We start from the raw sequence: 12,418 nt of genomic DNA, 5'->3' as shown, positions 1-12,418 counted from the left end.
CCATGCGGACCCTGACGATTGTGCTGGCGGTTTCAGCGCTGGCTCTGACGCACCCGGCAGCGGCGCAACTCGCCGGACCGCAATTGCCGCAGGCTTCACCACCTGCGGAGCAGCCGATCCCGGATGGGACTTTGCCGGACGATCAGGCTCAGGCTGGCGAAGACGGTCAGAACATCACCAACATCGTCGTGGTGGCGATGGAGGATTTGCCGGCCGACATCAAGGCGCAGGCCGAGGCCGTGGTTACCCGAACCACCGCCGAGGATCTGGTCAAGCTGCAAAGATCGGTCGACGCATCGCCCGCAGCGGTATCGGCCTTGCGCGCCAACGGCCTGAACTCGACGCAAGTGGTCGCCGCCAACATCGACGGCGACGGCACGGTGACGCTGATCATCCAGACGACGGCGTGACCCGCCGGAGGGCGACCGAGCAGCTGCGCTACGCCTTCGATCCTCACTCTTGCGGAGGTCGCCATGACTGAAGCCGCAGTCCGTAACTTTACGCTGAATTTCGGGCCGCAGCACCCGTCCGCGCATGGCGTGCTACGGCTGGTGTTGGAACTGGACGGCGAGATCGTCAACCGCGCCGATCCGCATATCGGCCTGCTTCACCGCGGCACCGAGAAACTGATCGAATACAAGAACTATCTGCAGGCCCTGCCCTATTTCGACCGGCTCGACTATGTCGCGCCGATGAACCAGGAGCATGCCTTCTGTCTTGCCGCCGAAAAGCTGCTCGAACTGTCAGTTCCCCGGCGCGGGCAGCTCATCCGGGTGCTGTTTTGCGAGATCGGGCGGCTCTTGTCGCATCTCCTCAACGTCACCACGCAGGCCATGGATATCGGCGCACTGACGCCGCCGCTGTGGGGTTTCGCCGAGCGCGAGAAGCTGATGGTGTTCTATGAACGGGCATCCGGCGCCCGCATGCACGCGAATTATTTCCGCGTCGGCGGCGTGCACCAGGACCTGCCGGAACAGTTGCTGGACGACATCTGGGATTTCTGCGATCCATTCCTGAAGGCTTGCGACAATCTCGAAGGCCTGCTCACCGACAGCCGCATCTTCAAGCAGCGCAATGTCGATGTCGGCGCGATCTCGCTGGATGATGCCTGGGGCCTGGGCTTCTCCGGCGTCATGGTGCGCGGCTCGGGCGCCGCCTGGGACCTGCGCAAGGCGCAACCCTATGAATGCTACCCCGAGATGGATTTCGATATCCCCATCGGCAAGAACGGCGATTGCTACGATCGCTATCTGGTGCGCATGGAAGAGATGCGCCAGTCGGTGCGCATCATGCGGCAGTGCCTGGAAAAGTTGCGTTCAGCCGACGGCCGGGGTCCGGTCGCGGTACCCAACCAGAAGATCACGCCGCCACCGCGCACCACCATGAAGCGCTCGATGGAAGCGACCATTCATCATTTCAAGCTTTACACCGAAGGCCACCGCGTGCCGGAAGGCGAAGTCTATGCCGCGGTGGAAGCGCCGAAAGGCGAGTTCGGCGTCTATCTGGTCTCGGACGGCAGCAACGTTCCCTATCGCTGCAAGATACGCGCGCCGTCCTTCGCGCATCTCCAGGCGATGGATTTTCTGTCGCGCGGGCATATGGTGGCGGATGTCGCGGCAATCATCGGCTCGCTCGACATCGTCTTCGGCGAGATCGATCGCTGAACAAGAGGAGCGCGGAGAACCCGTCTCCGCCGCCGCCCATCAAGCTCTTGAACCGGCGCGGTTCCCGCGCAGCGGTTGTCGCTTCAATACATGAACACCGCTCTCAGCCAGGCAAGAATGCCCGCACCCGGAGAGATCGCCGCGCGCACGCGCGACGCCGCCCAGCGCGCCGGCATGTTGGCGCCGACATGACAATGGCAAACGACCTCATGCAGCTGCCAGTCGCTCATCTCGAAGAAGCGCTTGGCTTCGCCGTAAGTGTCGCCCTGCAAGCCCTGCGCGCGAAAGATCGGGTCCTCGAAAGCAACGGTGATCGCCGATCCGTCGGCGCGCATTCTTTCACGCATGTCGGACGCGACGTATTCGGTGCCCGCGAGCGCCGTGAGGCGGCGACTCGGGCTTTGTTCGAGAAGTTGAGCCCAGCGCTCGAGGCGCTGACCGCGATTGGCAATGAGAGCCGGTGCTTCGGCATGAACCTCGGCAACGGCGTTGATTTGGTCAAGGGTTTGGTACTTCACGGCCGTCTCCTGTATCCGGCAGATGGCCACCCGCCTGCAACGGGAACTAAGGCATCGCCCGACGCCGGCAAGAGCCGGACAGGTACGCGAGAATCATTTGATCGTTACATGTCGCCATCGCGCCGCGCGATCGCGTTGGAACCATCCGCGCGCGCGGCCGTTCTGCCAGCTTGAGCCGCCGATCGTTCTCGACGAAGCGTCCGAATGCGGCGATCCCCCAATATTTCAGGTCGGGCAGGACATCCGATTGTCGGGATCACAGCAGAGCTTGCCAGCCACCGAGCGGAAGGAAAACGCGATGGCCATTCTCCCCAATCCGGATCCGACGCCGACCCCGGTACCGCCGCGGCCGCCCATTCCCGAGCCGAAGCCGGTGCGCGAACCGGATCCGGACAGGCTGCCCGACGAGGCGCCACTGCCCAATCCGGACGAAAACGACGCGCCGCCCAAGCATGTGGTTACGGATAGCGGCGCTAGCCGGACATAGACCGGGAGTCACTGAACGCGCCTCCCGGTCTATCCGTCATTCCCCTCGCATTGTCGCCTGGAAGGTCGGCAGGTGCTTCTTCTGCGCCTCGATCATACGCTCGCGATAAACGCCGTAGATGACGTCGGTGTCGTGCAGCGTCACGCCGGCAATGGTCGGTGAGGCGAAGACCGGCAATTCGATGCCGCGCTTCGACAATTGCTCGGCCGTGCGCGCCAGAAGCTCATGCGCCATGATCATGGCCAGCACCGTCGACGAACCCGCCACCGGCCGGCTCCAGCCTTCGATCGGCACCACTGCGTCCTCGATCGGCGAGCAGGTGTCGATGACGACGTCGGCGGCGTCCGCCAGCCGCTTGCCGGAGGAGTGCGTGGCCGGCTTGTCGAGATTGTTCTTGCTGGTCACCGCGACGACGAACATGCCGCGCTTCTTGGCGTAGAGCGCGGTGTCGATGCCCGACGAGTTACGGCCGCTATGGCCGAAGATGATGATCGAATCGCCCTTGTTGAGCGGCTGATGGTCGAGGAATTTCTCGGCATACTTCTCCGTCCGCTCCAGCCACAAAAGCTCGCGCACACCGCCCGCGCCGAGCACATTGTGCCACATCACGCGTGGGTCGGTGAGCGGGTTGAAGCCGACAAAGCTGCCATAGCGCGGGAACATCTCCTGCGCCGGCAGCACCGAGTGGCCGGAGCCGTAGAGATGGACCAGCCCGCCATTTTCCAGCGTGTCGGCAAAACGGCTCGCCACCTGGCCGAAGGCTTCGGAATTGGCCTTCGATGCCTGCTCGATGAGGGCGACGAGACGAGGGATGTAGAGATCGGACACGTTGGTACTCCTGTTTGGTGTCAGCTTCTTGGGGTTGGCGGAATGCGGCCGGCGCGCAGCGTCGAGCGGATCTCGTAGCGGTCGCCGCGCATGACGGAGACAGTGAATTCGAACGGGCCGCGCTCGTCGACGGTGATGCGCTCGACCACGAAGGCCGGGCTGCCCACGGGCAGGTCGAGCAGCTCGGCATCGGCAGCGCTGACGGCGCCGACGCGGTAATTCTCGCGCGCCTCGACCGGCACGATGCCATATTGCCGCTCTAGCGCCTCGTAGAGCGAGCCCTTGAGCAGGCCGGCATCGAGGAAGCCCGGCACGCGCACCGCCGACAATTGCGCGGTCTGGATGCCGATCGGCTCGTTGTTACCGAGCCTGAGACGCCTGATGCGCACGACAGCATCGCCCTCCTCGATCTCGAGCGCCCCGGCGGCCGCCGCATTGGCCGTGGTCAGGCTGCAGTCGAGCAGGCGCGAGCCGGCGATGACGCCGATATTGCCCATCTCCTGGGTGAACGAGGTCAGTTCGCGGGTGCCGGCGACCAGCGTGGTCGAGCGCACGAAGGTGCCGCGGCCATGCTCGCGCCGCAGCAGTCCGCTTTCCTCCAGGTTGCGCAACGCGTGGCGCAGCGTGATGCGGCTCACCCCGAACAGCGCGCAGAGCCGATCCTCGGCCGGGATCTGGTCGCCCGTCGCCCACTCGCCACCTTTGACGATGGCGCGGATCGCCTCTTCGACCTGGTACCACAACGGTTCCGGCCGCCTGCGGTCCGGCTGCTGAAAACTCGCTTCGCTCATCTTATTTGCCTCCACCCGCTTCCCGCCTGCCCGGCAAGCGCCGCGCCAACCAGGCCCGCGCGAGAGCCGAACAATCCTGACTTGAGTTCGATGCCGCGCAGATGCGGCGGCAGTTGCCGCCGCATGGCCGCAAGCAGCGGCGGCCCGATCGCGTCAAGCGCATCCGCCAGGCCCCGGAAATCAGCACTGCCTGCGGGTCGAGCAGCGCGACGGCGCCGGCAAGCGCGGTGCCAAGCTGGCGCGCCGGCACTTCAAGCAAGGTCTGCGCGGCCAGTTGACCCGCCTTGGCCGCCGCAATCAGCTGGCGTCCGTCGGCCAGTCCGATCTGGCCGGCAAGGGCATCGAGCGCCCGGCCTGAGGCCATGCGCTCCAGCCAGCCGCTGCGCTCCTCGCCATGGTCCTTGATGTCGGCGCAGGCCCAGCCGAAGGAGCAGGCGCCGCCATGCGCGCCGGCGACGATGCGGCCGTTGGCCAGCACCGCCGAACCGATGCCGGTGCCGATCGCCAGCAGGATCGCGTCGGACATGCCCTTGGCGCTGCCTTCGACGGCCTCGGCCAAAAGCGCGATTTGCGCATCGTTGCCGAGCGCGACCCGCAAGTCGGGAAACAGAGCCTGGATATCGACGCCATCGAGAAAAGCCAGGTTGGGAATCCAGCGGCAGACTGAGCCCTCGACCAGCCCCGGCACCGCGATGCCGAGCGCCTCGACCGATCCGGCCTGCGCGCACAGCGCGCTGATGCGGCCAACCAGGGCATCGCGGCTCACCGGTGCTGGCTCGCTGCTCGGCATCTCCAACGCGTTGATATCGCCGGTGTGGACAGCTGCACGCAGATTGGTGCCGCCGAGATCGATGGCCAGAACCCGCGTCATCGGCCGGAGTCCTTGCCGAATGGCGGCGAGAACAACCCGCTGCCGGCATTCCAGGAATGCGACGCCGCCGCGAAGCCCTGGGCATGGCGCGTGCCGCGAAGGCAGCCGCGCAGCCGGTAGAGCGCGCTGTAATAGTCGACATAGGGGAAACTGCTGAGGCCCCGCGCCAGCTCGTATTCCATGACCGCTTCGTGCCAGGCCTCGAAGCCGTCGCTGACATCGACAAGATACTCAGGGCGGAACCCGTCATCGTCCTCCCAGTTCTCGCCGAACAAAAGCAGTTGCGGCGTATGCACCGGATGGTTGCTGGCAATCGTCGGCAGAGCGGCGAAGAAGATGCCGGTCTGCGTGAGATGCGCGGCGGCGCGATGGTCCTTGTGCCAGCTGCCGTGCCAATGGGTGATGACGATCTCGGGCTTCAACTCGCGAATGACGTCGCAGACCTTGAGCGCCGTCTCGTCATCGGCCGGCAGGAAGGCGTCGCGCAGGCTGAGGCTGCGCATTTTGACGCCGAGGCGCGCGGCCGCCTTACCGGCCTCCTCTTCCTTCTGCGCACAATAATGCGCGGGGATGAGGCAGGGGTGACCCTGTTCGCCCATGGTCAGATGCAGGAAGGTGACCGAAGCGCCGCGCTTGGCGGCCGCCGCAGCCAACGGCCCGGCGATGACCTCGGCGTCGAAGGCATGCGCGCCGACCACCAGGATCGACTTCGCGGCGTAGATCTTGTCCTCGATCATTTCATGCCTCCCCCGGCGCCGACGCCTTCCCGAATCTGGCGGGCGAGCAAACAATACATGATCAGGATCGGCGCCATGGAGATTGCCAGCGAGGCGAACACCAGGCCCCAATCGGTGCGGAACTGTCCGACGAAGACGCTGATCGCCAGCGGCACGGTCTTGTAGCGGTCGTCAAAGATGAAGATCAGCGGGAAGAAGAAATCGTTCCACACCGCGATCGCCGTGAAGATGGCGACGATCGACACCGCCGGCTTCACCATCGGCAGCACGATCTGGAACAGGATGCGCGTCTCGCCGGCGCCGTCCATGCGCGCCGCCTCGTCGAGCTCGGACGGAAGCACGCGCATGAAATTGGCGAAGATGAAGACGGCGAAGGGAATGCGGATCGCCGAATAGACCAGGATCAGCCCGGTCAGCAAATCGAGCAGGCCGAGGCCGCGCATCAGCGTGAACAGTTCCACCGAGGCGAGCCGGATCGGCAGCATGATGCCGGACAGGAAGAGGCCGAGCATGATGCCGTTCCAACCGAGCTTGTAGCGGCTGAGCGGATAGGCGGCCATCGCCGAGACGATGATGGTAAGCAGCACCGCGCCACCGGTGACGATCAGGCTGTTGAGGAAATTGTGGCCGAGATCGGCACGCGTCCAGGCGCGGACGAAATTGTTGAGCGCCCAGCTTTGCGGCAGGCCGAGCCGGTTGTCGTAGATCTCCGCCGTCGTCTTGAAGCAGGAGACGACGAGGATATAGAGCGGCAAAAGCACCGCCGCCGTCCACACCAGCAGGATGATCCAGCCGGGCAGCCGCGCCAGTCGCTGCGGAATAACGGCGGCGCTCATAGTTCCACCGTCCGCTTGTCGAAGAAGCGCAGCATCAGAAGCGTGCCTATGCTCAAGATGAGGAACAGCAAGGTGCCGAGCGCCAGCGCCAGCCCGATATCGGTGATGCCGACCGCGCCTTCGGCGCCGAAGGCGAGCCGGTAGAAATAGGTCACCAGCGTGTCGGTCGAATAGCTCGGGTTGCCCTGCACGCCCTGCATCACATAGACGATGTCGAATTGGTTGAAGGTGTTGATGAAGGACAAGGTCGTCAGCGTGCCCAGCGCCGGCATCAGCAGCGGCACCGCGATGGAAAACAGCATGCGTGCATTGCCGGCGCCATCAAGCTTCGCCGCCTCGAACACCTGCGGCGAGATCTGCCTGAGGCCCGCCGTGTAAATCAGCACCGGCAGGCCCATCCAGTTCCAGGCATCGACGGCGATCAGCATGCCAAGCGCGGTGTGGCTGTTGCCCAGCACCGTCAGGCTGCCCTGGTGCAGGCCAAGGCCGTTCAGCGCCCATTCGACGATGCCGCCCGGCGCCAGCAGCAACCGCCACAGCGCGCCGACGATGACGGGGCTGAGCACCGCCGGGAAGAAGAACACCGACTGGAAGAAGGCGGCTCCCCTGTCCCGCAGGAAGAGCAGCCAGGCAAACAGCAGGCCAAGCCCGTTCTGCAGCACCATGATGCCGAAGAACCAAGCCGCGTTGTGCCAGAGCGCGCCGTAGAGCCGCGCGCCGCTGGGAAACACGAACAGCCGCGAGAAATTCGCCAGGCCGGCGAACTCCTGTATGCGCAGTCCCCTCCAGGTGAAGAAGCTGCCCCACAGCGACAGAAGCAGCGGATAGAGCACGAACAGTCCGTAGACGGCCAGGGCCGGCAGGATGAACAGCACGGCCATACGCTGCTGCGTGCTCTGGAGGCTGGTCATGCGCCGAGGCTTGATCATCGTGCTCTGATTCTACCGGATGGAGCGCCGGCCGCGACGCGGCCGGCATTCCTCACTGCTTCGGCTTGAACCAGGTGGCGACGGCCGCCTGCATGTCGGCCGCCAGCTTTTCGGGCGTCACATTGCCTTCGACCATGTCGATGATCTCGGACTGCAGCACCGAGGACGCGGTCGGCGACTGCCAGCGGAAACCGACCAAGGTCAGATAAGGCGTCGAGTTCTTCGCCATCTCCATCATCTTGGAGAGCACCGGATCCTTCACCGTCACGTCGGTACGCGCCGGCGGCCAGCCGAGCTCGTCGGCAAAGGCCTGGGCGAACTCGGCCGAGGCCATGTAGTTCAGCACCTTGGTGGCAGCTTCCTTGTTCTGGCTTTCGGAGACCAGGCCATAGGAGCCGTCGGAGAAGGCGGACGTGTAAAGCTTGGTCGAGGCGTCGTCGGCCGGGAACGGGAAGATCGAGAATTTGAGCTTCGGGTTCTGCGCTTTGAAGCTGCCGTTCTCGAACGAGCCGCCGAAGAACATCGCCGCCTTGCCGCCGATGAACTGCTGCGTGGCGGTGGTGTAATCGATGCCTGCAAAGCCATCGGAATAGTAAGGCTTCAATTCGGCGAAGCGCTTCAGCGCCGCGACATAGCGCGGATCCTCGAAGGTCGCCTTGCCGCTCATCATCTCGTCATAGAAGCCGGGACCATAGAGCGTCGGCCCGATGACGCCGACGCCGATCTCCAGCTCCCAGGCCGAGCCGTTGGCGCCGCCATTGGCGATCGGCGTGATGCCCGCCGCCTTGAGCTTCTCGCAGGCGGCGACGAAGTCCTTGTAGGTCTTCGGCACCTCGATGCCTTGCACGGCAAAAATGTCCTCGTTGTAGAAGACGCCCATCATCGGCACCGAGTAAGGCACGCCATAGATCTTGCCGTCGGTGCGGCCGCGCGCGCCGCCAAGCGCGGCATCGGGCATGTTCTTCAAGTCCGCTACGCTGTCGTCGAGCGCGTCGAGATAGCCGCCTTCGATGAAGGGCTGCAATTCGCCATAGGCCTTGAGCTGGGCGATGTCCGGTCCGCGGCCACCGCGCAACGCCGTGCTCAGCCGGTTCTGGTAGTCGGCATCGGGCGTGAACTGGATGTCGACCTTGATGCCCGGGTTCTTCTTCTCGAAGGCTTCGAAGATGCGATGCATCGCGGCTTCGTCCTCGGTGCGCCAGCTCCACAGGGTCACCGTCGAGTCGGCGCGAGCCGGCAGCGCCGTAAGCAGCCCGGCGCAAGCGGCGGCGAGACCGCCGATCAGGCCGAACGCGGCGCGCCGGTGGATGGAAAGCATGCTCATTGCCAGTTCTCCCATTTTTTCGTTTTGAGGCCGCGCGGCGATGAGGCGCAACGCGTGCGAGTCATTCGCATGTCACACAAGTCATTATAACGACATGATGGTACCTGCAAGAGACTGAAGATCTCTTGCGATCATCGACTAGCCGCGATTTGGGCTCGTCAATATATATTAACATATTGGATTTTAAAAATAATTTTCTATTTCCGGTATTGCAGGAAATTTCCCGCCGCAATGAGAGGGCGAGCATCTTTCCGTTAGGGCTTGCGCCATCGTTCAAACTTGTCATAACGTCATTGCACTTGGTCACTGCCTGTGTAGAGGACGCCGATGTCGCTTGCCTGGATCTCGAAGCTGACCCTTGCCGCAGGATTGGTTGCCCTGCCCGCGACCGGCTGGGCGCAATCCGTCAACATCTCCTATCTGACGCACTGGTCACCTGAGACGGTGGCTTTGCTGGAGACGGCGGCAAAGGATTTTTCGAAAGCCAATCCGGATGTGGCGATCACCGTGCGCGCGGTTCCCTTCGGCGATCTCTTGACCACGCTCCGCTCGCAGGGCGGCAGCTCCGACGGACCGACGATCGGCGGCATCTACGATCTGTGGCTGCCGGAACTGGCACGCGACAAGCTGGTCGCTCCCGCTCCCGATGCCGTGGCAGCCGAGGTGAAAAGCGCCTGGCCGGCGGGCGTCGTCAGCGCCGCCTCGGTCTCCGGCACGCTGTACGGCATCCCGAACGAGATCGACGTCTACGCGCTGAACTACAACAAGTCGCTGTTCAAAGAAGCGGGCATTGCCGCGCCGCCAAAAACCTGGGCCGAATTCAAGGATACCGCCGCCAAGCTGACCAACAAGGACAAGAACCAGCAAGGTTTTGGCATGATCAACTCATGGGCAGCGGGCGTGGTCCATCCCTTCGCTTCGCTGCTGGTCTCCAATGGCGGCGAACTGGTCAAGGACGGCAAGCCGGTGCTGGACACCAAGCAGGCCGGCGAGACCTTCGCGCTCTATGAGGATTTGATCAAATCCGGCGCCAGCGTGCCGGCGATGGCCACCGCCGACGCCAACACCACCGGCCCGTTCCTCGACAATTTTGTCTCCGGCAAGACCGGCATGATCATCATGGCCAATTGGTGGGAAAGCGCGCTGAAGACCGGCATGGGCGACAAATTCGCCGACATCGCCACGGCACCTATCCCGGTCGGCCCGAGCGGCGACAAGCCGCATTCGATCTCCTATTCCTGGATGACCGTCGTCAACGCCAAGGCGAGCCAGGCCGAGCAGAAAGCGGCATGGGAATTCCTCGCCTGGCTGAACAGCCCGAAGTCCGGCGAGAACGGCGCGTCCGCCATGTCGGATATCCTGATGTCGATGGGCATCCTGCCGTCGCGCAACTCCGACATCGCGGCGCACAAGGATAAGCTCGGCTCGAATTCCTGTCCGGCTACGTCTCGGCGCTTGCCGACGCGCGGCCCTTCCCGGTGGTGCTCGGTGGTCAGGAATTCTCGGAATCCCTGCAGCAGACACTCGAAGCGTTGCAGTATGGCCAGGTCTCGGCCAAGGATGCGCAGGCGAACGCCCAGGCCGACGCCACGTCGATCCTGGAGCGCGCGGCGAAATAGACACCGGGCTCTACAGCTCGGCGACACCGGGACCCGATGAATGGCCAAAGCTTTTCGTGCCTCGGCGGGCATCATGCTTGCGCCCGCCGTGACGCTGATCGGCCTGTTCGTGCTTATGCCGATGCTGCTCAGCGTCTGGCTGTCGTTCCAGGACTGGTCGACCCAGACGCCCTTTTCCGAGGCGAGCTTCGTCGGGCTCGGTAATTTCCGGGAGATCTTTAGTCCGACGTCCGTCGGCCGCGATTTCAAGACAGCCTTCTTCAACACCGCTGTCTACACCGCGCTGTCGGTGATCCTCATCCTGCCGCTGTCGGTTATCTTCGGCCTTCTGGTCTATCAGCGCGACGTCGCCGGCGGTACCGCGCTGCGGACGGTGCTGTTCTCCACCTACATGGTGCCGATGATCGCCGTGGCGCTGGTCTGGTCGAAACTCTATTCGCCGAGCGAAGGCCCGCTCAACCAGGTGTTTGGGCTCGCCGGCATCGGCCCGCAGCCGTGGCTGTCTTCGCCACGCTCGGCCTTGATCTCGATCGTGCTCCTCAACGTCTGGCAACAGGTTGGCTATTTCACCGTGTTGGCAATCGCCGGCCTGACACAAATCCCGGGCAGCCTTTATGAGGCGGCCAAGCTCGACGGCGCCAACCACCGAGAGCAGTTCCGCTTCATCACGCTGCCCCTGCTGCGCCGCACGCTTCTGTTCAGCGCTGTCATCGCCATCATCAACGCCGTGCAGGTATTCGAGCCGGTGGCGCTGATCACGCAAGGCGGACCGGTCGGCTCCACCAACGTGCTCACTTACCATATCCGCCGCGTCGGCATCGAACGCGCGCAGGGCGGGCTCGGCTCGGCCATGGCGGTGATGCTGATGCTGTCGCTGATCGTCTGCGTTTCGGCGCTGTTCTCACTTGTCAACCGGAAGGACGGCGAATGAGCGCGCCGCTCTCGGGCAAGCGCCCTTCGGGCCGCAAGGCGCTGCTGGCCACGGCCATGCTCCTGGTCGCCGTGGCCTCAGCCTTCCCGCTTGCCTGGATGGTGCTCTCCAGCCTGAAGACGCCGGCCGAAACCATGCAGGTGCCACCGGTCTGGATCCCGCGCACACCAAGCTTCGAGGCCTATGAAAAAGTCGCCGGCGTCATCGATCTTGGCCGCTCGATGTGGAACTCTTTTGTCATTGCCTCGATCACCACCGCCGGCATCCTGCTGACCAGCATGATGGCCGGCTATGCCTTTGCCAAATACCACTTCCCCGCCAAGTCGCTGCTGTTCTCGCTGCTGATCGCCACCATGTTCCTGCCGCCGATCGTGACACTCATTCCGCTCTACCGCATGGTCGGCTCGATCGGCCTCAACGCCAGCCTGGCCGGCATTATCGTGCCCAATCTCGCCAATGCCTTCGGCATCTTCCTGATGCGCCAGTTTATCGCCGGCGTGCCGGACGATCTGATCGACGCCGCCCGCATGGACGGCGCTTCCGAGCTGCTCATCCTGTTCAAGATCGTTGCGCCGAGCATAGCGCCCGCGATCGCGGCGCTCGCACTGTTCGCTTTCGTCTATCACTGGAACAGTTATCTGTGGCCGCTCACCGTGCTGCAGGGCAATGCCGACGCCTACCCGATCGTCATCAGCCTGAGCCGGCTGCTCAGCTACAACCGGGGCGCCGTCAACACCGGCCTGGTGATGGCCGGCGCCACGCTTGCCGTGCTGCCGCCGCTGGTGCTGTTCGTCTTCCTGCAGCGCTTCTTTGTCGACTCCATCGTCGGTTCGGCGATCAAGGGGTAGCTTTTGCGGCCATCAGGTGGGCCAGCCGGCAATTT

At 64.0% G+C, this 12,418-nt stretch carries 14 protein-coding genes; 6 read left to right on the top strand and 8 right to left on the bottom strand.

Going from position 1 to position 12,418, the window contains the following annotated elements:
- Positions 1–2 precede the first annotated feature (2 nt).
- Together ACVDG8_RS25295 and ACVDG8_RS25290 are read left to right on the top strand one after the other, a co-directional pair.
- Positions 3–410: a hypothetical protein gene (locus ACVDG8_RS25295; protein WP_447250867.1), complete on the top strand. Its 408-nt coding sequence runs from the start codon at positions 3–5 to the stop codon at positions 408–410.
- Positions 411–473: 63 nt separating this feature from the next.
- A complete protein-coding gene (locus tag ACVDG8_RS25290; protein WP_447250866.1) occupies positions 474–1,664 on the top strand; it encodes an NADH-quinone oxidoreductase subunit D in 1,191 nt (396 codons plus the stop codon).
- Between the two features lie 83 nt (positions 1,665–1,747).
- On the opposite strand, the gene ACVDG8_RS25285 is transcribed toward ACVDG8_RS25290, so the two are convergent.
- A complete protein-coding gene (locus ACVDG8_RS25285) occupies positions 1,748–2,182 on the bottom strand; it encodes a hypothetical protein (RefSeq protein WP_447257078.1) in 435 nt (144 codons plus the stop codon).
- 298 nt (positions 2,183–2,480) lie between these two features.
- On the opposite strand from ACVDG8_RS25285, the gene ACVDG8_RS25280 reads away from it, so the two are divergent.
- Positions 2,481–2,669, top strand: coding sequence for a hypothetical protein (locus tag ACVDG8_RS25280; RefSeq protein WP_447250865.1), 189 nt, complete (start codon positions 2,481–2,483; stop codon positions 2,667–2,669).
- 36 nt (positions 2,670–2,705) lie between these two features.
- Here ACVDG8_RS25280 and ACVDG8_RS25275 read toward each other — a convergent pair whose 3' ends face one another.
- The 7 genes from ACVDG8_RS25275 to ACVDG8_RS25245 are packed head-to-tail and all read right to left on the bottom strand — an operon-like array spanning position 2,706 to position 8,985.
- Positions 2,706–3,497, bottom strand: coding sequence for a sugar isomerase domain-containing protein (locus ACVDG8_RS25275; RefSeq protein WP_447250864.1), 792 nt, complete (start codon positions 3,495–3,497; stop codon positions 2,706–2,708).
- A gap of 20 nt (positions 3,498–3,517) precedes the next feature.
- Positions 3,518–4,288 carry a GntR family transcriptional regulator gene (locus ACVDG8_RS25270; RefSeq protein ID WP_447250863.1) on the bottom strand — a complete coding sequence of 257 codons (771 nt, stop codon included), beginning with the start codon at positions 4,286–4,288 and terminating at the stop codon, positions 3,518–3,520.
- Between the two features lies 1 nt (position 4,289).
- A complete protein-coding gene (locus ACVDG8_RS25265) occupies positions 4,290–5,159 on the bottom strand; it encodes an ROK family protein (protein WP_455707261.1) in 870 nt (289 codons plus the stop codon).
- Positions 5,156–5,896, bottom strand: coding sequence for a PIG-L deacetylase family protein (locus ACVDG8_RS25260; RefSeq protein ID WP_447250861.1), 741 nt, complete (start codon positions 5,894–5,896; stop codon positions 5,156–5,158). Before ACVDG8_RS25260 ends, ACVDG8_RS25265 begins: the two co-directional genes overlap by 4 nt.
- Positions 5,893–6,732, bottom strand: coding sequence for a carbohydrate ABC transporter permease (locus ACVDG8_RS25255; RefSeq protein WP_455707260.1), 840 nt, complete (start codon positions 6,730–6,732; stop codon positions 5,893–5,895). The genes ACVDG8_RS25260 and ACVDG8_RS25255 overlap by 4 nt, the downstream gene beginning before the upstream one ends.
- Entirely contained in the window at positions 6,729–7,661 is a 933-nt protein-coding gene (locus ACVDG8_RS25250) for a carbohydrate ABC transporter permease (protein WP_447250859.1), read from the bottom strand. Before ACVDG8_RS25250 ends, ACVDG8_RS25255 begins: the two co-directional genes overlap by 4 nt.
- Positions 7,662–7,713: 52 nt before the next feature.
- Positions 7,714–8,985 carry an extracellular solute-binding protein gene (locus tag ACVDG8_RS25245; protein ID WP_447250858.1) on the bottom strand — a complete coding sequence of 424 codons (1,272 nt, stop codon included), beginning with the start codon at positions 8,983–8,985 and terminating at the stop codon, positions 7,714–7,716.
- 327 nt (positions 8,986–9,312) lie between these two features.
- Between ACVDG8_RS25245 and ACVDG8_RS25240 the strand changes: the two genes are divergently transcribed.
- The 3 genes from ACVDG8_RS25240 to ACVDG8_RS25230 are packed head-to-tail and all read left to right on the top strand — an operon-like array spanning position 9,313 to position 12,383.
- Positions 9,313–10,644 carry an ABC transporter substrate-binding protein gene (locus ACVDG8_RS25240; RefSeq protein WP_455707259.1) on the top strand — a complete coding sequence of 444 codons (1,332 nt, stop codon included), beginning with the start codon at positions 9,313–9,315 and terminating at the stop codon, positions 10,642–10,644.
- Complete coding sequence (locus tag ACVDG8_RS25235; RefSeq protein WP_447250856.1) at positions 10,645–11,535, top strand: carbohydrate ABC transporter permease; 891 nt, start codon at positions 10,645–10,647, stop codon at positions 11,533–11,535.
- Complete coding sequence (locus ACVDG8_RS25230; protein ID WP_447250855.1) at positions 11,532–12,383, top strand: carbohydrate ABC transporter permease; 852 nt, start codon at positions 11,532–11,534, stop codon at positions 12,381–12,383. Before ACVDG8_RS25235 ends, ACVDG8_RS25230 begins: the two co-directional genes overlap by 4 nt.
- Positions 12,384–12,418: the final 35 nt, after the last annotated feature.

The organism is Mesorhizobium sp. ORM8.1, assembly GCF_053005525.2.
The sequence above is the reverse complement of the archived record's forward strand: the minus strand, read 5'-3'. Positions and strand labels throughout refer to the sequence as shown.